The organism is Rhodococcus sp. EPR-134 (assembly GCF_001647205.1).
Classification (GTDB): domain Bacteria; phylum Actinomycetota; class Actinomycetes; order Mycobacteriales; family Mycobacteriaceae; genus Rhodococcus_F; species Rhodococcus_F qingshengii.
This window is the reverse complement of record NZ_LVCT01000754.1, coordinates 1-20,582: the sequence shown is the minus strand read 5'-3', so window position 1 is coordinate 20,582 and position 20,582 is coordinate 1. Positions and strand designations below refer to the sequence as shown.

19 protein-coding genes are annotated in these 20,582 nt (G+C 63.4%); 10 read left to right on the top strand and 9 right to left on the bottom strand.

The genetic code is table 11. The features are described from left to right. From zwf to tkt, 3 genes are all read right to left on the bottom strand, one after another. Nucleotides 1-998 (bottom strand): glucose-6-phosphate dehydrogenase (gene zwf / locus A2J01_RS32475; protein WP_064114349.1); only part of this gene is annotated, 998 nt, incomplete at its 3' end. A gap of 4 nt (nt 999-1,002) precedes the next feature. Further along, the gene (gene tal, locus A2J01_RS32470) at nt 1,003-2,127 is read right to left on the bottom strand and encodes a transaldolase (RefSeq protein WP_064114350.1); all 1,125 of its coding nucleotides are present in this window, start codon (nt 2,125-2,127) and stop codon (nt 1,003-1,005) included. A 5-nt stretch (nt 2,128-2,132) separates the two neighbouring features. Further along, the gene (gene tkt / locus A2J01_RS32465; protein ID WP_003944976.1) at nt 2,133-4,235 is read right to left on the bottom strand and encodes a transketolase; all 2,103 of its coding nucleotides are present in this window, start codon (nt 4,233-4,235) and stop codon (nt 2,133-2,135) included. 201 nt (nt 4,236-4,436) lie between these two features. On the opposite strand from tkt, the gene A2J01_RS32460 reads away from it, so the two are divergent. Beyond that, nucleotides 4,437-5,420 (top strand): heme o synthase, encoded by a 984-nt coding sequence (locus A2J01_RS32460; protein ID WP_003944994.1) that lies wholly within the window; start codon nt 4,437-4,439, stop codon nt 5,418-5,420. Nucleotides 5,421-5,476: 56 nt separating this feature from the next. Here the strand turns inward: A2J01_RS32460 and A2J01_RS32455 are convergent, their stop codons facing one another. Next, entirely contained in the window at nt 5,477-6,442 is a 966-nt protein-coding gene (locus A2J01_RS32455) for a quinone oxidoreductase family protein (RefSeq protein WP_064114348.1), read from the bottom strand. A gap of 83 nt (nt 6,443-6,525) precedes the next feature. Between A2J01_RS32455 and A2J01_RS32450 the strand changes: the two genes are divergently transcribed. Then, nucleotides 6,526-6,888, top strand: coding sequence for a hypothetical protein (locus A2J01_RS32450; protein WP_003945032.1), 363 nt, complete (start codon nt 6,526-6,528; stop codon nt 6,886-6,888). Between the two features lie 63 nt (nt 6,889-6,951). Here the strand turns inward: A2J01_RS32450 and A2J01_RS32445 are convergent, their stop codons facing one another. From A2J01_RS32445 to mptB, 5 genes are all read right to left on the bottom strand, one after another. Further along, nucleotides 6,952-7,926, bottom strand: coding sequence for a COX15/CtaA family protein (locus A2J01_RS32445; RefSeq protein ID WP_021332987.1), 975 nt, complete (start codon nt 7,924-7,926; stop codon nt 6,952-6,954). A gap of 146 nt (nt 7,927-8,072) precedes the next feature. Next, on the bottom strand, nt 8,073-9,467 hold the full coding sequence (locus A2J01_RS32440) for a hypothetical protein (RefSeq protein ID WP_231916191.1): 1,395 nt from the start codon (nt 9,465-9,467) through the stop codon (nt 8,073-8,075). 47 nt (nt 9,468-9,514) lie between these two features. Next, nucleotides 9,515-10,351 (bottom strand): ABC transporter permease, encoded by an 837-nt coding sequence (locus A2J01_RS32435; protein WP_371684328.1) that lies wholly within the window; start codon nt 10,349-10,351, stop codon nt 9,515-9,517. 14 nt (nt 10,352-10,365) lie between these two features. Beyond that, entirely contained in the window at nt 10,366-11,307 is a 942-nt protein-coding gene (locus tag A2J01_RS32430) for an ABC transporter ATP-binding protein (protein WP_007727917.1), read from the bottom strand. After that, nucleotides 11,304-13,058, bottom strand: a complete 1,755-nt coding sequence (mptB, locus tag A2J01_RS32425) for a polyprenol phosphomannose-dependent alpha 1,6 mannosyltransferase MptB (protein WP_003944776.1) — start codon at nt 13,056-13,058, stop codon at nt 11,304-11,306. Before mptB ends, A2J01_RS32430 begins: the two co-directional genes overlap by 4 nt. A 130-nt stretch (nt 13,059-13,188) precedes the next feature. On the opposite strand from mptB, the gene A2J01_RS32420 reads away from it, so the two are divergent. The 8 genes from A2J01_RS32420 to A2J01_RS32385 all read left to right on the top strand — a co-directional run. Continuing rightward, nucleotides 13,189-13,935, top strand: a complete 747-nt coding sequence (locus tag A2J01_RS32420) for a helix-turn-helix transcriptional regulator (protein WP_269455348.1) — start codon at nt 13,189-13,191, stop codon at nt 13,933-13,935. A 155-nt stretch (nt 13,936-14,090) separates the two neighbouring features. Beyond that, entirely contained in the window at nt 14,091-15,551 is a 1,461-nt protein-coding gene (sufB, locus tag A2J01_RS32415) for a Fe-S cluster assembly protein SufB (RefSeq protein ID WP_003944799.1), read from the top strand. Further along, nucleotides 15,551-16,771, top strand: a complete 1,221-nt coding sequence (gene sufD / locus A2J01_RS32410; protein WP_003945011.1) for a Fe-S cluster assembly protein SufD — start codon at nt 15,551-15,553, stop codon at nt 16,769-16,771. Before sufB ends, sufD begins: the two co-directional genes overlap by 1 nt. Before the next feature lie 61 nt (nt 16,772-16,832). After that, on the top strand, nt 16,833-17,639 hold the full coding sequence (gene sufC / locus A2J01_RS32405; RefSeq protein ID WP_003944795.1) for a Fe-S cluster assembly ATPase SufC: 807 nt from the start codon (nt 16,833-16,835) through the stop codon (nt 17,637-17,639). A gap of 5 nt (nt 17,640-17,644) precedes the next feature. After that, nucleotides 17,645-18,910: a cysteine desulfurase gene (locus A2J01_RS32400; RefSeq protein ID WP_003944865.1), complete on the top strand. Its 1,266-nt coding sequence runs from the start codon at nt 17,645-17,647 to the stop codon at nt 18,908-18,910. 3 nt (nt 18,911-18,913) lie between these two features. Continuing rightward, nucleotides 18,914-19,417: a Fe-S cluster assembly sulfur transfer protein SufU gene (sufU, locus tag A2J01_RS32395; protein WP_003944894.1), complete on the top strand. Its 504-nt coding sequence runs from the start codon at nt 18,914-18,916 to the stop codon at nt 19,415-19,417. Beyond that, nucleotides 19,414-19,836 carry a metal-sulfur cluster assembly factor gene (locus A2J01_RS32390; RefSeq protein ID WP_003944963.1) on the top strand — a complete coding sequence of 141 codons (423 nt, stop codon included), beginning with the start codon at nt 19,414-19,416 and terminating at the stop codon, nt 19,834-19,836. The genes sufU and A2J01_RS32390 overlap by 4 nt, the downstream gene beginning before the upstream one ends. A gap of 339 nt (nt 19,837-20,175) precedes the next feature. Then, on the top strand, nt 20,176-20,582 hold a 407-nt coding region (locus A2J01_RS32385; protein WP_156519473.1), incomplete at its 3' end, for a hypothetical protein.

Here is a 20,582-nt window from a genome sequence, read left to right as displayed (position 1 = left end):
CCGTCTTCTTCGAGGAGCCCGACCACCGGCAGCCCACCCTGCCAGCCGCCCGCGTACTGGCCGCGGGCGGTGGTCTCGTCGAGGGGCTCGGCAAGGCGAGTAGCCGAGAGGACCTTGATCTTCTCCGCCTGCAGATTGAGCGGCTCGAAGCTGATGGGTTCTTCCATCGCCGTGAACGCGAGCAACTGCAGCAGGTGGTTCTGGATCACGTCACGGGCCGCGCCGATGCCGTCGTAGTACCCCGCGCGTCCACCGAGGCCGATGTCCTCGGCCATCGTGATCTGAACGTGGTCGACGTAGTGCGCGTTCCAGATCGGATCGAACAACTGGTTCGCGAAGCGCAGAGCCAGAATGTTCTGGACGGTTTCCTTACCGAGGTAGTGGTCGATACGGAAGACCGTGTCCTCGGGGAACACCTTGTTGACGACGGCGTTCAGTTCGCGAGCGCTCTCGAGGTCGTGGCCGAACGGCTTCTCGATGACGACTCGTCGCCACTGACCGTCCTCGGCCTGCGCGAGGCCCGACGCCGACAGTTGCTCGAGCACCTGAGGAAACGCGTTGGGCGGAATCGCAAGGTAGAAACCGTGATTGCCGCCGATACCACGTTCGTTGTCGAGCGTGGCCAACGTGTCGGACAGGTTCTGGAAGGCCTCGGCCTCGTCGAAACTGCCCTCCACGAACCGGATACCTTCGGCGAGCCTCTCCCAGACGTCCTGACGGAACTTGGTGCGAGCGCCGTCCTTGACTGCTTCGAGGACGACGTTCGTGAAGTCCTCGTCCGTCCAGTCACGCCGGGCGAACCCGACCAGAGCGAATCCGGGCGGCAACAGTCCACGGTTGGCGAGGTCGTAGATGGCGGGCATGAGCTTGCGCCTGGCAAGGTCGCCGGTAACACCGAAAATCACCAGGGCGCAGGGCCCCGCAATGTGCGGAAGCCGTTTGTCGGTGCTGTCCCGAAGGGGATTCACCCAATCTGATGCCGCCGCGGAATCGCTCACAGGCTCAGCTCTTCTGGGTTGCTGCGCGGAGCTGCTCGGCGGTTGCGTCGAGCAACTCGTTCCAGGACACCTCGAACTTGTCGACGCCCTCTGTCTCGAGGACCTTGAACACGTCCGCAAGATCGATGCCGACTGCAGCGAGCTGATCGAAGACCGCCTGTGACTCCTGAGCGGTGCCCGAGATCGTGTCGCCGGTGATCTCGCCGTGGTCGGCGAGAGCGTCGAGCGTCTTCTCCGGCATGGTGTTGACCGTGTTCGGCGCAACCAACTCGGTGACGTAGAGAGTGTCGGGGTAATCCGGGTTCTTCACGCCGGTCGACGCCCACAGCGGACGCTGAGCCTTGGCGCCGTCGGACAGAAGAGCCTGGAAGCGCGGCTGCACCTCGAAGATCTGCTGGTACGCGTTGTACGCCAGACGTGCGTTTGCGAGTGCAGCCTTGCCACGAAGCTCGAGGGCTTCCGGCGTGCCGATTGCCGTGAGGCGGTTGTCGATCTCGGAATCCACGCGGGAGACGAAGAACGAGGCGACCGACTCGATGGACGAGATGTCGCGGCCGGCAGCCTTGGCGGTGTCCAGACCTTCCAGGTATGCGCCCATGACTGCCTCGTAGCGCTCGACCGAGAAGATCAAGGTGACGTTGACGCTGATGCCCTCACCGATCACCTTGGCGATGGCGGGAATGCCTGCCAGCGTCGCGGGGATCTTGATCAGGACGTTCGGACGATCGACGATCTTGTGCAGCTCGATCGCCTGCGCGACGGTGGCGTCGGTGTCGTGTGCCAGGCGAGGATCGACTTCGATGGACACGCGGCCGTCGACGCCGTTCGACGCCTCGAACTGCGGAGCCAGGATGTCGCACGCAGCACGCACGTCGTCGGTGGTCACCGCGGTGATGGTGGCGTCGACATCGGCGCCGCGCTGTGCGAGCTCACGGACCTGAGCGTCGTACGCCGATCCCTTGGACAGTGCCGCCTGGAAGATCGACGGGTTGGTCGTGACACCCACGATCGACTTCGTGTCGATGAGGTTCTGCAGGTTGCCGGACTGGATGCGATCCCGCGAGAGGTCGTCGAGCCAGATGGAAACGCCTGCAGCGGAGAGCTTTTCGGTATTCACGTTCTGTGTCATCGAGATCATCCCTTCACAGCTGCGAGGGAGCGCTGCGCGGCTTCGACAGTCGCGTCGGCAGTGATGCCGAACTCCCGGAACAAGGTCTTGTAATCGGCGGAAGCGCCGTAGTGCTCGAGCGAGACGGCCTGACCGGCGTCGCCGAGGATGCGCCACCACGGCATCGCGATGCCGGCTTCGACGGACACACGCGCGCGCACGGCGGGCGGAATGACCTCGTCGCGGTACGCCTGATCCTGCTCGAGGAACCAGTCGAGGCACGGCACGGAAACGACGCGGGTTGCGACGCCCTGAGCTTCGAGGGTTTCGCGAGCCTCGGTGGCCAGATGCAGTTCGGAACCGGTGGCCAGCAAGATGACCTCGGGCGAACCGTTGGCTGCGTCGACGAGGACGTACGCGCCGCGCTTGACGCCCTCGGCAGCCTTCTCCTTGGTGCCTTCGAGAACCGGGATGTCCTGGCGGGTGAGTGCCAGAGCGGTCGGTCCTGTCTTGTTCTCGAGTGCTGCCTGCCACGCGAACGAGGTCTCGTTGGCGTCGCCCGGGCGGACGACGGCGAGGTTCGGGATCGCACGAAGAGCAGCGAGGTGCTCGACCGGCTGGTGAGTCGGGCCGTCTTCGCCGAGACCGATGGAGTCGTGGGTCCAGACGTAGGTGACGGCAGTCTTCATCAGTGCGGCCAGGCGAACCGCCGGACGCATGTAGTCGGAGAAGACCATGAAGGTTCCGCCGTACGGGCGGGTGGGTCCGTGAAGCGCGATGCCGTTGAGGATCGAGCCCATCGCGTGCTCGCGGATGCCGAAGTGGAGCGTGCGGCCGTAAGGCTGCGCATTCCAGTCGTTTGTGGAGATGGAGAACGGGCCGAACGAATCTGCGCCCTTGATGGTGGTGTTGTTGCTGCCGGCGAGGTCGGCGGAGCCGCCCCACAGCTCGGGCAGGATCGGTCCGAGCGCGTTGAGCGCCGAACCGGAGGCCTTGCGAGTCGCAACGCCCTTGGCGTCGGCCTCGTAGGTCGGGAGAGCGTCGGCCCAGCCGGCGGGGAACTCACCGGCGAACAGGCGGTCGAAGAGTTCCTTGCGCTCGGTCTCACGTGCAGCCCACGCGTCGAACTCGACCTGCCATGCCTTGCGTGCGTCGGCGCCGCGGGAGACGACCTCACGGGCGTGAGCCAGAGCGTCGGCGTCGACGTCGAAGGACTTGGCCGGATCGAAGCCGAGGGCTTCCTTGACCGCTGCAACTTCGTCGGCACCGAGAGCGGAGCCGTGGACGTCGCCGGTGTTCATCTTCTTCGGAGCCGGAAAACCGATGATGGTGCGGAGCAAGATGATGGACGGACGATCGACGACGGCCTTGGCCGCGGCAACCGCGTCGAGGATGCCGGAGACGTTCTCGCCACCTTCGACGTGCTGAACGTGCCAGCCGTATGCCTCGTATCGCTTTCCGACGTCTTCGCCGAGAGCGATGGTGGTGTCGTGCTCGATGGAGATCTTGTTGTCGTCGTAGAAGACGATGAGGTTGCCCAGTTCCTGGACACCGGCGAGCGACGAGGCCTCGGACGTGACGCCTTCTTCGATGTCACCGTCGGACGCGATCACGTAGATGTGATGGTCGAAGGGGGAGGAGCCGACCGGGGTCTCCGGATCGAACAACCCACGCTCACGACGCGCAGCCATCGCCATACCGACTGCGGACGCAAGGCCCTGGCCCAGCGGACCGGTGGTCATCTCGACGCCGACGGTGTGGCCGACCTCGGGGTGGCCGGGGGTCAGTGCGCCCCACGTGCGGAGAGCTTCGAGGTCAGCGAGCTCGAGACCGTAGCCCGACAGGTAGAGCTGGGTGTACAGCGTCAAGGATGAATGGCCACAGGAGAGAACGAAGCGGTCACGGCCGACCCATTCTGCATCCGAAGGATCGTGGCGCATGACGCGCTGGAAGAGGGTGTATGCCAACGGCGCCAAGCTCATTGCAGTTCCGGGATGGCCGTTGCCGACCTTCTGAACCGCGTCGGCGGCGAGCACGCGGGCGGTATCGACAGCCTTGGTGTCCAGGTCGGTCCAGTCCGAGGGGTGGACGGGTTGCGTGAGGACGTGGATCTCGTCTGTGATCGACACTGGCAGATGTCTCCTGACATGGTGTACGTGGATTGCGAGGGTGGGGTGTCCCTCCACTGCGTAACCCAGCCTAATGGTCCTGGCTGTCCGGGTCGATTCGGTTCCTCAATGGCTGCGGTCTACCATCGTTCGTAGTAGAGAACAGTGTCAGCAGTGTGTCGTGAAGAGTTAGTGCGGTAACGCGTGGTGCAAGGAGAGAACGTGCGGACAGGGCAACAGCCGAGCGGACATGGCTTCGGCAGCCCAGGTGCCGCTCCGCGGGCGACCAATACCGATACGGTGTGGGGTCGCGCAACGGGCAAGGTTCTGGCTTATATCGCGCTCACGAAGCCGCGAGTGATCGAATTGCTGTTGGTGGCAACCATTCCGGCAATGCTGCTGGCCGATCGCGGAACGGTCGACATCGTTCTGATCCTCAGCACCCTCTTCGGTGGCTGGATGGGCGCGGCGAGTGCGAACTCGCTCAACTGCGTTGTCGACGCCGACATCGACAAGGTCATGAAGCGCACGGCGAAGCGTCCGCTGGCCCGCGAGGCGGTGCCGACGCGCAACGCGCTCGTCTTCGGGCTCCTTCTCGGACTCGCGTCGTTCCTGTGGCTGTGGTGGCGAGCCAACCTCTTGGCCGGCATCCTCGTCGTGATCACGATCGCGTTCTACGTCCTCATCTACACGATGGTTCTCAAGCGTCGTACCTGGCAGAACGTCATCTGGGGTGGCGCAGCCGGATGTATGCCCGTCCTCGTGGGCTGGGCCGCTGTCACCGGGTCGCTGAGCTGGCAGCCCGTCGTGCTGTTCCTGATCATCTTCTTCTGGACGCCGCCGCATACCTGGGCGCTGGCGATGCGATACAAAGAGGACTACAAAGCTGCCGGTGTTCCCATGCTTCCGGTGATCGCCACCGAAGAGCACGTCACCAAGCAGATTCTGTTCTACAGCTGGGCAATGGTCGTCACGACGCTTGTCCTCGTGCCCGCATCGGGAGTCATCTACGCCGCCATCACCATCGTTGCCGGTGCGTGGTTCCTGCTCATGGCACATCAGCTGTACCGCAGCGTTCGCGGTGGTGCTCAGGTCAAACCGCTACGCTTGTTCCTGCAGTCCAACAACTATCTTGCGATCGTGTTCGTCGGCCTCGCCGTCGACTCGGTTCTCGGACTCCAGACGATCAGCGACATGCTGAGCTGATTCTGCTGTGCGCCTTTATTAACCGCGGGCGGTTAATAAAGGCGCACAGCACTTCGCTAGGGGATCAGAACGATCGACCCGGTCGTTGCTCGACCTTCCAGATCCCGATGCGCTGTTGCCGCATCGGCGAGGGAATACTCGGCGCCGACGCGAATATCGAGTTTCCCGTCCGCAATGGCGTCGAAGACATCGCCGGCACGCCAGGTCAGTTCCTCTCGAGTGCGAATGTGATGCGCGAGCGTCGGACGCGTCAGGAACAGCGAACCCGACGAATTGAGCCGCTGCGGATCGACAGGCGGAACCGGTCCACTGGCCGCACCGAACAAAGCGACCGTGCCGCGGATGCGCACGGAAGCCAAGCTCGAATCAAAAGTTGTCGCGCCGACGCCGGCGTATGCCGCCGCTACTCCTTCGCCGCCGGTCAACTCCCGGACTCGCGCTGCGATGTCCTCCTCGTACCGCAGGACCTCCGAGGCACCGGCGCCACGCGAGAGTTCTTCTTTTGCATCCGATGACACAGTCGTGATGACCTTCGCCCCGAGGCTGACGGCCATCTGCGTCAGGATCAACCCGACGCCGCCCGCGCCTGCGTGCACGAGCACGGTGTCGCCGCTCTGGATCGGATACGTCGACTTCGCGAGGTAGTGCGCTGTCATCCCCTGCAGGAGCGCCGACGCTGCGGCCGATGCCGGGACGCCGTCAGGCACTTTCACGGCGACTGCGGCGGGAATAGCCACCTTCTCGGCATAGCTGCCAGTGGCAGCGGCCCACGCGACCCGGTCGCCCACGGAGAATTCGGAGACGTCGGAGCCGACAGCTTCGACGACACCGCTGCCCTCGTCGCCGGGAATGTAGGGGAGCGGACGCTTGTACTGGCCCATTCGGAAGTACGTGTCGATGAAATTGATGCCGATCGCTTCGGTCTTGACGAGTAGATCGCCTGGGCCTGGCGTCGGTTCGGGTTGTTCGGTCAGAGTCAGAACCTCTGGTCCGCCGGTCTCGGTCACGTAGATGGCTCGCATGGTTTCTGTTCTACACCCGAGGCGGCCGACGCTCAGTCCATGCCTGGTGTCGCTTCCGGGCTACCGACCAGTATTGTCGAGTCATGAGCACCGATACCGAGAAGTCGGACGCCACCCCGTCCGCGCCGGAACTGCCGAAGTCCACGGTGAACGCCATCACCAAGTTCGTCGCCGAGCACGGCGGCTCCGCCAGCGCCGTCATCCAGCCGGTCGGCCTGGCCGGCGTTCGCATCACCCTCGTAGGTGCCGACGGCATCCTCGGTGATCAGGTCGTCGAGGACCTCGCCACGGCGAACGCGGTCGTCGCGTCCTTCGACAACGTCACCGTCGCCGAGTGGGAGCGCGAACTGACGAGCATCGTCACCCCGCAGGAAGGCCATTTCAAGAAGATGGCCGGCTGGGTCGCCAACCAGACTCGGTTCCCGAAAGCTCGCAACGAATCCTGAAATGACGTGTGGGGCGTAGGAACACCTTTTGGTGTTCCTACGCCCCACACGTGTCTTGAAGCGTCAGACAGCTGGTATCGGCGAATTGGTCGGCGTGTACTGGCGGGTCTTACCCGCAGCCCAAACTGCTGCGGTCGCAGCCGTGCACAGTCCTGCACCGGCGACGTGCATGATCACCAGAACTTCCGGCACATCGGTGAAGTACTGCACGACACCGATGAGCGACTGCGCGAGGATCAGTCCCAGCAGGACCTTCAGACGGATCTTCACGGCTGCGGATGTCCCGACCGCATACAGGCCGAAGGTCAGACCCACGACCAGCGCGAGATATCCGACCAGAAGCTGTGAGTGCAGATGGACGAGCGTCACGATCTCGATCTCCAGGCGAGGCACCGTCCGGTCCAGTCCCTTGTCGCCGGCGTGCGGGCCTGCGCCCGTTACGAGAGTTCCAGCGACCAAAACGCCGGCGAGCGCGACACCTGACAGCGCGGTAAGCCAGCGCAACGGCTTCGGCATCACGACCAGAGTTGTTGCTTCGTCGGGTTCCGCGATCTTCGCGTACATCACCGTGGCAACCCAGACCATCAGCATCGACGCAACCAGGTGAATGGCGACCGTCCACCACAGCAAGCCTGTGAGGACGGTGATACCGCCGATCACTGCCTGAACGACAGTGCCGAGCGGCATCATCCAGGCGTAGACAAGCACCTCTTTGCGTCGGCGAGCGCGAGTCACCGCAAGCACGATCGCAGCGGCGACGATGACGACCAGGAAGGTCAGCAGGCGGTTGCCGAACTCGACGGCTTGGTGAATCACCGCGACCTGTCCGTGGCCGACCGGGACGAAGCTACCGGGGAAGCACTGCGGCCACGTCGGGCAACCGAGTCCCGAGTCCGTCACGCGCACCACCGCGCCGGTGACAGCGATGCCGCCCTGCGTCAGGATCACGATGAACGCGATGATTTTCTGCGTTTTCAGCGAGGGGAGAGGTAGTCGATCCACCAAGCGTAAAAATCCGGCATACACACGATTCACCACGCCAACGATCGTAGTTCCCCATCAACTACACAGTGTCGTTGGGGCCAGCTCGCTCCGCGCCTGCCCCGCGTCGTTGGGGCCAGCTCGCTCCGCGCCTGCCCCGACTCGTCGAGACCAGAACTGCGCAGCCGTGGGGGCAGCTCGCGTCAGTTCGCGCGAACGCGCACGATTCCCGAGATCGTTCCCTGGAAGTACTCGCCCGACTCGGTGATGAGTGCAGACATCTGAAGGGTGTCGTTGAGGATCGTCGACGGCAGCGGAGTCGAACCGATCTGCGACCCGTCCTTCGAGTCGATCACCGCGAAGGAGTAACCGTCCAGCGGAGAGGTGTTCGGAGCACCGTCCCGTGTCACCGTGTAAATCGAGCCGTCAGCCGTCGAGAGGTGAGGTACCGCGGAGCTACGAATCGTGTTGTCCCACACGACATGGCAGCCGACCGGATCGATGTCGACGCGGGTCATTCCGCCGTTGAAGGGTGCCGTGGCGGGGACCGCTGGACCGGCACCTTCAGGAGTCGTGGGGTACGGGTATCCGTAAGTGCCGGCGACGTAGACGGAATGACCGATGCCGACGGGGGAGTTCTCGCTGCCGCTCGGTGAGCCGTCCTGGCTGGCAGCGGACAACACCGGCTGCGTGCACACCTCGGCGCCCGTGTCAGCGCGATAGACATGCAAGCTCACTGTCGGGTGGGCGTTGTCGACGATGGTCAAGAAATCGCTGCCCGTCGACGGGCCGAAGTATGTCGGCGTCGATCCGGTTCCCCAGCTGAGCTGACCCGGATTACGGGCCGGCCCGCGGTCGTACGGCTGACGCCAGTCGATGACGACCTCGTCGCCATTTCGCTTCAGTTGGTAGAGCGCGTGGGTAGTTGCGACGGCAGTGCCCGTCGGGGAGGTGGAGATGCTGTTCTGCACCTGTTCACCTTCGGGGAGTGCAATGCTGTGCGCGATTCGATCCGCGCCGACATACCCGACGGTGCCGTGCCCGGTGGCGAACCAGACATTGCCGTCCCAGTCCGGAGCGAGGCCGGTGACGTTGTCGTCGGCGGCAACCGCACCACTGAGATCGATGACATCCGCGAGTTCCAGCCGCCAACTGCCGTCCGGATTCTGCGCATGGGAAATGCGGACCAGTTGACGGTTTCCATCGACGGCGACGAGACGGTTCTCGTTGTCGAGGTAGGCGTAGACGCCGCCGAGCAGACTGCCCTTCGCGAGCGCCAGTTGTGCTACGGATCTACCCAACGGCGTGGCGTCGGCCTTCGGATCGATCAAATGGATGGTCGGGATCTGGCCGATCATCGTCGTGCAGAGCGAGACGATCATGCCGTCGGAACCCTGGAGGACCGTCGGGCAGGCGGCCATCATCGGGAAAGCTGTCACCTCGTGTGGGCCGGTTCCTGGACCGGGCAGCGGCGTGACGTCGGACGAGCCCGCGTCACCGTGCATGGTGGAAGTACCGACGGGACCGAGGTGCGGATTTGCAGGTGCGAGGGGACCGGACACCGAAGGGGTCGCCGTTGCGGGTCCGGCACACAACATGACTGTTGCGGCCACACAGCCGACGATCTGAGCTGTCCGTCGTGTACTCACGTGAACTTGAACCACCTTGCTGCGCAGACTCCGGCCACTGCGGCCCAGATGAGAAGTACGAGAATCGAGAACCAGTCCATCGAGGTGTCGAGGGCCGCTTCGAGTGCGTGTGCGAGAGCGCCGGACGGAACAATGCGGACCAGCGTGTGGACGGCGGTCGGGAGTTCACCACTGGCGAAGACCACACTGCCGATGCCCACCATGATGAACCACAGGATGTTGGCGAGAGCGAGAACGATCTCTGCTCGCAAAGTACCGCCGAGCAGTAGGCCAAGCGCTGCAAATGTGACAGTACCGATGGCAATGACCACTGCGCCGAGTACAAGTTCGACGAATGACGGACGCCATCCCAACGCCAAACCGATAGCGCCGAGCAAGAGTGACTGCAGAGCCACGACGATGATGACGGCAGCGCTCTTGCCTGCGATGATTCCCCACCGCGGTAGCGGCGTTGCACCGAGTCGCTTGAGCGCGCCGTATCGGCGGTCGAATCCGACGGCGATGGCCTGTCCGGTGAACGCCGTCGACATCACGGCAACCATCATGACACCAGGGAGCACGGTATCGACCCGAGAATCGCCCAAATCGCCGATCGGAAGTAGACACAGTCCGATGAGCAGGGTGATCGGGATGAACATGGTGAGCAGCAATTGCTCACCGTTGCGGAGCAGAAGAGTCAACTCCAGTTTGGTCTGCGCCGCCAGCATCTTGGCCGCCGAATTGGGGCGGGGATCCGGCGAGAAGGTGCCTGGCTCGAAGCGGTTCTCGGCGAGCCGCCGGTCTCTGGCAACGCTGATGGGACTGCTCTGGCCGTTCGACGCTGTTTCGTTCATGACCTTGATCTCCGTCATCCCCTCAGTTCCCGGCCCGTCAATTCGAGGAAGACGTCTTCCAGACTCCGTTGATCGACGCGAATGTCGTTGATCAGCACGTCCTGATCGGCACACCACGTTGCGACAGTCGCCACGGTTGCCGGATCGATTGCACCTTCGACGACATAGGTGCCGGGGTTGGATTCCTCGATGCGGAACCCGGCGAGCGAACCGGCCAGCGAATCTAGGCTCAAACCGGGAACCGTCGTCAGACGGAGTTGTCCTTCGGCGCCCTTGCTGGTGACCTCCGCCGGAGTTCCCGACGCGACGATCTTGCCGTGGTCGATGATGACCAGTTCGTCGGCGAGCGCTTCGGCCTCGTCCATGAGGTGTGTGGTGAGCAGGACGCTCACGCCGTCGCGTCGCAGAGCGTCGATGAGTTCCCACACGAGTAGACGTGCCTGAGCGTCGAGGCCGGCGGTGGGTTCGTCCAGAAATACCAATTCGGGACGGCCGACCAGCGCGCACGCCAGTGACAGTCGTTGCTGCTGGCCTCCGGAGAGGCGGCGGTACGGGGTCTTGCGCGCATCGGTGAGGCCGAGTTTGGAAAGGAGCCAGGCGGGATCGAGCGGGTCGGCCGAGTATGCGGCCACGAGGTCGAGCATTTCCCCGGCCTTGGACCCGGGGTACGCGCCGCCGCCCTGCAGCATGACGCCGATTCGCGAGCGGACTTCACCGGAGTCGGCGATGGGGTCGAGACCGAGCACTCGAACCGTGCCGGCATCGGGGGTGACAAAACCTTCGCACATTTCGACGGTGGTCGTCTTACCGGCTCCGTTGGGGCCGAGCAGGGCAACGACCTGGGCCGTCTCGACAGTGAGATCGATACCGTCGACGGCTCGAACACCGTCGAAGGACTTGACGACACCCTGGATCTGTACCGCCGGCGTCGACGATCTGGAGGCTCTCGAGGTCACGGGGAATCAGCGTAAGCCCCCGCCGAGTTGTCTTCGTCTACCGGTCCGCCTTTCGTGATCTCCGCTACTGGCTTGTCGCTACGCCAGGGGAGTGAATTGCGGGTGAAGACGATGAGCGTTCCGGCGGTGAGGATGGTCGCGATGACGGCCTGCACGATCATGAACGGAAGGTATTCGGCGCCGTTGGACATCAACATGACGCTGACGATCGAGGTGAAGACGACGGCAGGGATGCGGAAAATCGGCGCGGTGGCCCACGCCGCCAACGGAAGGATCGCCCATAGCAGGTACCACGGCTGAACGACGGGGAACAGGAGAACGATCGCGCCGAGCGCGATGCCGAGTCCGCCGACCGGATGGATGCGGCCCATGTAGACCGAGATCATCATCCGTGCGGTGACGAGCATGGCGACGAGAGTAGCGATGGGCCGCGTGATCGTGAGGATCGCCGTCGTGTGATCGCCGAGTCCGAGCAGTACGCCTGCCAATCCCGTGCCGACGCCCAGGAGCGTCGGGATGGACATCCAACTCCGGACTGCCGTGGCGGTGTCGAGGGTGTTGATCCAACCCATACCGAGCCCACTGGCCACGCTGATGACAAACGTGACGACAGCGGCAACGATGCCCAGGAGAATCGCGGCTCCCGCCAGGGCTTTCCAGGTTCCACCCCAACGCCGAGCCAAGGCCATGCCGACAAATCCCAGCGCAAGCAAGGACGGAATTTTGACGGTCGACGACAACGCGATCAAACCTGATCCCGCAACGAGATAGAACAGCGCTCGCCCACGGATGGGCCCGGACCCTTCGACTGCGCGGAGGGCGATCTCGATTCCGGCGAGCATCAACCCGAGCATGAGCGCTTCGTTGTGGATGCCGGCCACCAAGTGGAAGAGCAACAGCGGGTTCGCGGCACCGAGCCAGAGCGAACTGACGGCAGAGACACCGCATCGCTTGGCCAGTCGCGGTATCGCCCACACGATGAGCGCGACGCCGGCCAATGCGAGCAAGCGGTGCAAGAAGATTCCGGCCACGATGTTGTCGCCGGTCAGTGAGCTGATCCCGCGTCCCAGCCACAGGAAGAACGGTCCGTACGGAGCCGGGGTGTCGCGCCAGATCGTCGGAACCGTGCGGGTGAGAACGTGGTCGACGCCCAGTGCCGCCTTGGGGCCGATGGCGTACGGATCGAGTCCACGGGCCGCGATTTCGCTTTGAGCCAGATACGAGTAGACGTCGCGGCTGAACATCGGCGGTGCGACCGAGAGCGGCAGGATCCACAGCAGGAGTGTGCGGTCCAACTGGGAACGGGTCATGCGCCGCGGTGCGCCGGAACGGCTGCGTATGTCCCCGACTGCAAATCGGCCCATCATCAGCCAGGCCAGAACGACGAGCACGGTTCCGGTCATCGTCATGGTGAGTGAGACCGTCGGCATACGTCCGGGAAGGCTGAGGACTCGAAGTCCTGCGGTCGGATTCTGCAGGACGGGTTGTGCGCCGGCGCCGAGCGCTCCGACTGCCATCAAGACCGCGCCGGTTGCGCCGAATCGGCGAATCCCTCGCAGTTGTGCGGTTTCCTTCGCGTTCAGGCCAGGGCGCTCGTCCTCGTCGCCGTGCAGCACCGCGGCCATACTCTGCCGGGGAGCGGATCCGAAAGGTCGAACGCCGATTGTGGAAAGCGCGAGTGCCTTGGGTTTTTCCAGCAGGATCGCGCGCGCCGATCGGGCGGTCGTCGTCTTCTCGGGGGTCTGCGGCACACCAGGCAGCGTAGCGGCTCCATCCAGCCGGACAGACAAGCACAAACAACGTACGTTGTCCGGATATTCCCGAATGTAATGCAGGTTGCCCTTAGTAGACCTGCGAAAAGAATTCCGTCACACTTGTGTTGTGAAAAGAAATGCGTCAGACCCACGAAGCAAGGAAGTTGCAGGTCAGCCCACTGTAGCGGCCTCGCCGAGTGCTGCCGCAAATCCGGTGACAGTGAGCGTCGAAGGTCAGACGCGAGCGGCAGTGGTCAAGCTGCTACTCGAAGAAGGCCCCATTACCGCCTCCGAAATCGGCACGCGCCTCGGTTTGAGTGCCGCAGGTGTCCGACGTCACTTGGATGCGTTGATCGAGTCGGGCGAAGCCCGTACCGCTTCGGCGTCGTCGCTGCGTCAGCGTGGACGAGGTCGTCCCGCCAAGCAGTTCCAGATCACCGCGACCGGTCGCGGCCGCCTCGGCCACACCTACGACGATCTGGCGGGAGCCGCGATGCGGCAACTCCGTGAAATCGGCGGAGACGCGGCAATCGAGGAGTTCGCCAAGCGCCGGGTCCAGGCGATCGTCGGAGACGTCGAACCGGCTGATCCGACAGATGTCGACAACGTCGAGGCGACAGCGGACGCAATCGCCGAAGCCTTCAACGCGGTGGGGTTCGCAGCGTCGACCCGGCCGGTCGGTAACGGCGTGCAGATCTGCCAACACCATTGCCCGGTTTCCCATGTGGCAGAAGAGTTTCCGGAACTGTGCGAGGCAGAGCAGCAAGCATTCCGGCAATTGCTCGGGACTCATGTTCAGCGTCTGGCGACCATCGCCAACGGTGACTGCGCCTGCACGACGCACGTGCCCCTCGTGTCCACCGGGAGTAGATGACCGGACCAGAGTGTTCTACGGAGCGTTGCCACCGTGCAGCGTTCGAATAGAGATTTTTCAGCTAGTTCTTCAAAGTCAGAACTGCTCGACCACAGCGACCAGCCCTCGCTGAACCCGAGCAGCCGTCAAGAAACAAGACTCCGGAAGGAGCTCGCATGACCGTCACATCAGACCAGGCGACTACCACTGCGGCAGCAGGCACCGAGCCGCTCACGCAGGAAGAGACCATCGCGTCCCTCGGTCATTACGGCTACGGCTGGTCCGATTCCGACGAAGCCGGAGCCAGCGCGCAGCGCGGGTTGTCCGAGGCTGTCGTGCGGGACATCTCCGCCAAGAAGAGCGAGCCCGAGTGGATGCTCGACATCCGCCTCAAGGCGCTGCGCACCTTCGACAAGAAGCCGATGCCGAACTGGGGCTCCGACCTCGAAGGCATCCACTTCGACAACATCAAGTACTTCGTCCGGTCCAGCGAGAAGCAGGCCGAGTCGTGGGAAGACCTGCCCGAGGACATCAAGAACACGTACGACAAGCTCGGCATCCCCGAGGCGGAGAAGCAGCGCCTCGTTGCCGGCGTCGCAGCTCAGTACGAGTCCGAGGTCGTCTACCACTCGATCCGTGAGGACCTCGAGGAGCAGGGCGTCATCTTCCTCGACACGGACACCGGTCTCAAGCAGCACCCGGAGCTGTTCAAGGAGTACTTCGGATCGGTCATCCCGGCCGGCGACAACAAGTTCTCCGCGCTGAACACCGCCGTGTGGTCCGGTGGCTCGTTCATCTACGTTCCGCCGGGAGTCCACGTGGACATCCCGTTGCAGGCGTACTTCCGCATCAACACCGAGAACATGGGTCAGTTCGAGCGCACCCTGATCATCGTCGACGAAGATGCCTCCGTGCACTATGTCGAGGGTTGCACCGCGCCGATCTACAAGTCCGATTCACTGCACTCGGCCGTCGTCGAGATCATCGTGAAGAAGGGCGGCCACTGCCGCTACACGACCATCCAGAACTGGTCCAACAACGTCTACAACCTGGTGACCAAGCGCACCAAGGTCGAGGCCGGCGGATCCATGGAGTGGGTCGACGGCAACATCGGCTCCAAGGTCACCATGAAGTACCCGGCCGTGTGGCTGATGGGCGAGTACGCCCGCGGTGAGGTTCTCTCCGTTGCGTTCTCCGGCGAGGGCCAGCACCAGGACACCGGCGCCAAGATGCTCCACCTCGCGCCGCACACGTCCTCGACCATCATCAGCAAGTCTGTCGCCCGTGGTGGTGGACGTGCGTCGTACCGCGGTCTGGTGCAGGTCAACAAGGGTGCCCACGGCTCCAAGTCGACCGTCAAGTGTGACGCTCTGCTGGTCGACCAGATCAGCCGAAGCGACACCTACCCGTACGTCGACATCCGCGAGGACGACGTCACCATGGGTCACGAGGCCACCGTTTCGAAGGTCAGTGACGATCAGCTCTTCTACCTGATGAGCCGCGGACTGACCGAGGACGAGGCGATGGCCACCATCGTGCGTGGATTCGTCGAGCCCATCGCGAAGGAACTCCCGATGGAGTACGCGCTCGAGCTCAACCGCCTTATCGAACTTCAGATGGAAGGGGCTGTGGGTTAGTGACCACGCCAGAGACCGGAGTCATCGGAGCTGTTGCCGGGGAGAACCCGACCGCTCCTGTAAAGGGTGCAGCCACAGGCTCACCCATCACGAACAAGGGTGAGCAGTTCTCCTCGTTCGACGTCAATGCTTTCGAGGTTCCCGGCGGACGTGACGAGATCTGGCGGTTCACCCCGCTGCGTCGTCTCCGGGGATTGCACGACGGCAGCGCCGTCGCCAACGGACAGGTCACCGTCGAGGTCGACGGCGGAAGCGACATCACCGTCGAGACCGTCGGCCGTGACGACGCACGTCTGGGCAAAGCCGGCGTTCCCGCTGATCGCATTGCAGCGCAGGCGTATTCGAGCTTCGAGACGGCAACGGTCATCTCGGTTGGCGCCGAGGTCGAGGTCGAGAAGCCCGTCGTGGTCACCATGACCGGCCCCGGAGTCGACAACGTCGCCTACGGACACACCCAGATTCGTCTGGCGCAGTTCGCCAAGGCGACGTTCGTGATCGACCAGCGCGGCAGCGGAACCTTCGCGGAGAACATCGAATTCGTTCTCGGTGACAGTTCGCAGCTGACCGTGGTGGCCATCCAGGACTGGGCGGACGACGCGGTTCACGTGACGTCACACCACGCTCGCCTGAACCGCGACGCAGTGCTTCGGTACACCTCGATCAGCCTGGGCGGCGATCTGGTTCGCCTGTCCGCCACCGTCAAGTACGACGGACCGGGCGGCGACGCCGAACTGCTCGGCCTGTACTTCGCCGACGCCGGCCAGCATCTGGAACAGCGTCTGCTGGTGGACCATTCGCAGCCCAACTGCAAGTCCAACGTGGTCTACAAGGGTGCGCTTCAGGGAGATCCCGGATCCGGCAAGCCCGACGCGCACACCGTGTGGATCGGCGACGTTCTCATCCGCGCCGCAGCGGAGGGCACCGACACGTTCGAGCTCAACCGCAACCTGGTGCTGACCGACGGCGCCCGCGCCGACTCGGTTCCGAACCTCGAAATCGAAACCGGTGAGATCGTCGGGGCCGGCCACGCAAGTGCAACGGGACGTTTCGACGACGAGCAGCTGTTCTACCTGCGTGCTCGTGGTATCCCGGAGGATCAGGCTCGTCGTCTGGTCGTACGTGGGTTCTTCCACGAAATCATCAACAAGATCGCTGTTCCCGAGGTGCGCGATCGCCTCGAAGCCGCAGTCGAAGCCGAACTCGCAGCCGTCGGCTCCTGACCGCCCCGCCGGCGACACCACCCCGTCGCTACGCTCGCCCGCCTCATCTTGAAGGAATTTCATGTCTACCAGTGACAACACCACCACCTCGGTCCTCGAGGTTCGTGACCTGCACGTCGAGGTCGCCAACTCCGATGCCAACGCCGAGCCCATCCAGATCCTCAAGGGCGTCGACCTCACGGTCCGCTCGGGGGAGACCCACGCGATCATGGGCCCCAACGGCTCCGGCAAGTCGACTCTGTCGTACGCCATCGCCGGTCACCCCAAGTACCAGGTCACGTCCGGCTCCATCACCCTCAACGGTGAAGACGTCCTCGCAATGAGCGTCGACGAGCGTGCGCGTGCCGGGCTCTTCCTGGCCATGCAGTACCCCGTCGAGGTTCCCGGCGTTTCCATGTCCAACTTCCTGCGCACCGCCGCTACGGCCGTGCGAGGCGAGGCTCCCAAGCTGCGCCACTGGGTCAAGGAAGTCAAGGAAGCCCTCAGCGAGCTCGAGATCGATCCCTCGTTCATCGAGCGCTCGGTCAACGAAGGTTTCTCCGGTGGCGAGAAGAAGCGCCACGAGATCCTGCAGTTGGGCATGCTCAAGCCGAAGATCGCGATCCTCGACGAGACCGACTCCGGCCTCGACGTCGACGCTCTGCGCACCGTCTCGGAAGGCGTCAACCGCTACAAGGAGCGCGAGAACGGCGGCGTTCTGCTGATCACGCACTACACGCGCATTCTGCGCTACATCAACCCCGACTTCGTTCACGTGTTCGTCGGTGGCCGCATCGTCGAGTCCGGTGGACCGGAGCTGGCCGACGAGCTCGAGACCAACGGCTACGTTCGTTTCACCGCGGACACCGCAGCTACCCAGGGAGCGTAATCACGATGACCACCTCGGTGCGCGAGCTCGACGTCACAGCGGTTCGGGCCGACTTCCCGATCCTGGCGCGAACCGTGCGCGACGGAAAACCTTTGGTGTACTTGGATTCCGGCGCTACCTCACAGCGTCCGGTCCAGGTTCTCGATGCCGAACGGGACTTCCTGACCACGTGTAACGCGGCAGTACACCGGGGTGCTCATCAGCTCGCAGAAGAGGCGACTGACGCGTACGAGAATGCTCGCGCCACCATCGCTTCCTTCGTGGGTGCGGATTCGGACGAGTTGGTGTTCACCAAGAACGCCACCGAGGCTCTCAATCTGGTGACCTACGTTCTCGGTGACGATCGCTTCGACCGCCATGTCGGTCCTGGCGACGAAATCGTCATCACCGAACTCGAACACCACGCCAACCTCGTTCCCTGGCAGGAACTTGCGCGCCGAACCGGTGCGACGCTCAAGTGGTACGGCGTCACCGACGACGGCCGGATCGATCTCGATTCGCTGGAGCTGACGGACGCGGTGAAGGTCGTTTCGTTCACCCACCAGTCCAACGTGACCGGCGCGATCGCGCCCGTCGAGGAATTGGTGCGACGAGCACGCGCCGTCGGTGCGCTCGTCGTGCTCGACGCGTGCCAGTCGGTGCCTCACATGGCGGTCGACTTCCACGAACTGGGAGTGGACTACGCGGCGTTCTCCGGTCACAAGATGCTCGGCCCTTCGGGGGTCGGAGTTCTCTACGGCCGTCGTGAACTGCTGGCAGCGATGCCTCCGTTCATCACCGGTGGCTCGATGATCGAGACGGTCACCATGGAGGTCAGCACTTACGCGCCACCGCCTCAGCGTTTCGAAGCCGGCGTACCGATGACCTCACAGGTGGTCGGGTTGGGCGCTGCCGTGGATTACCTGAACACCTTCGGGATGGACGCAGTCGCCGCGCACGAGCACGTGTTGGTGGAGGCTGCTCTCGAAAAGTTGTCGGCGATCGAAGGTCTGCGCATCATCGGACCGCAGACGTCCGAGAACCGCGGCGGAGCGATTTCCTTTGTCGTGGACGGTATTCACGCCCACGACCTCGGACAGATCCTCGACGACGAGGGCGTCGCGATTCGCGTCGGACACCATTGTGCGTGGCCGCTGCATCGTAAGTTCGGTGTCGCTGCGACGGCCCGTGCGTCGTTTGCGCTCTACAACACCACCGCGGAAATCGATGTTCTCGTTGCCGCGATCAAGCGTGCGCAGGAATTTTTCGGTGTCGCAGGGGAGTTGAACTGAATCATGCGCATGGAGCAGATGTATCAGGAAGTGATCCTCGATCACTACAAACATCCGCACGGCCGCGGACTCCGTGAGCCGTTCGGCGCCGAGGTGCACCACGTCAACCCGACGTGTGGCGACGAGGTGACGTTGCGCGTCCAGATATCCGAGGACGGAACGGTCTCCGACGTCTCGTACGACGGTCAGGGTTGTTCGATCAGCCAGGCGTCGACGTCGGTGCTCAACGACCTCGTCATCGGGATGCAGGTCACCGACGCACTGAAGACGGTGACGGCGTTCAACGAGATGGTGAGCAGTCGGGGCACCGTCGAGGGGGACGAGGACGTTCTCGGCGACGGCATCGCGTTCGTCGGTGTCTCGAAGTACCCGGCACGCGTGAAGTGCGCCTTGCTCGGATGGATGGCATTCAAGGATGCTGTAGTCCAGATTGTCGACGGCAGTGCTGTGACGACGGCGGACAGCAGCAGTGAATTGGTCGACACGACTGAAGGACAGGGATCATGACCGAGACACAACCAGTGCAGGACGCCGAGGTCGGCGCTCCGGTGAATCCGAATCCCGATTCCACTGCGGAATTCGGTGGCGCACAGGGCAGTGGCACTGTCCCGTCGCCTGAGCGACTCGACGAACTCGAAGAAGCGATGCGCGACGTCGTCGATCCCGAACTGGGAATCAACGTCGTCGATCTCGGCTTGGTCTACGGACTCTTCGAAGACGACGGTGTCGTCACGATCGACATGACTTTGACGTCGGCGGCGTGCCCGTTGACCGACGTGATCGAGGACCAGGCGCGCGGCGCACTTGTGCGTAGCGATCTGTGTACCGACATGAAGATCAACTGGGTGTGGTTGCCGCCGTGGGGACCGGACAAGATCACCGAAGACGGACGCGAGCAACTGCGCGCACTCGGCTTCACGGTCTGACAAGCAACCTCGGCACGATCAACTGAATACATTTCACCGGAGCGTCGGTGCCCGTTCGTCGGGTACCGGCGCTTCGGTTTGTTATATAGGGCCGTTTTAGCCATGATATTCAGGACAATAGTCCCAAATGGTTGTTTGATGAATATTTGCTGGAAGCTGACTGATCGGTAACATCGCAGCTGATTGTCACGATGTGATCTCCGGCGGGCGATTTGCCAGTTTCCACCCGAGCTTTCCAAAGTATTCGTCTCATTTTCGAAGTGCCCCGATCAGTTCGAAGCGTCCAGCGGACGCATAAACCTGTTTGCATCATGATCAAGTTGTAAGAGGGAGATTCGTGTGGATGGCAGTCCCGACCGAGGAATCGTTTCCGCAGCTCGTCCGGACGACGAACTCACCTTCCCTCTTTCTGCCGCGCAACTTTCCCTGCTTGTCGCACAACAGCTTCGACCCGAGATTCCCGTCAGCATCGCTCAGTACGTGGACGTGGACGGCCCACTCGACATCGAGCTGCTGACCGCTGCCAGCAAACAGACCGGCCGTGAGATCGGCTCCGGATATCTGCGCCTGGTCGAGGTGGACGGGGTTGCGCGTCAGTGGCTCGATCTCGACATGGACGACTCCCTCGACGTGGTCGATCTTCGCGCCGAATCGGATCCGGAATCTGCAGCGCAGGAATGGATGCGCAGAGAGCACACTGCTGCCATCGATCCGTTCACCGATCGCCTGGTCAGGCTGGCAGTCCT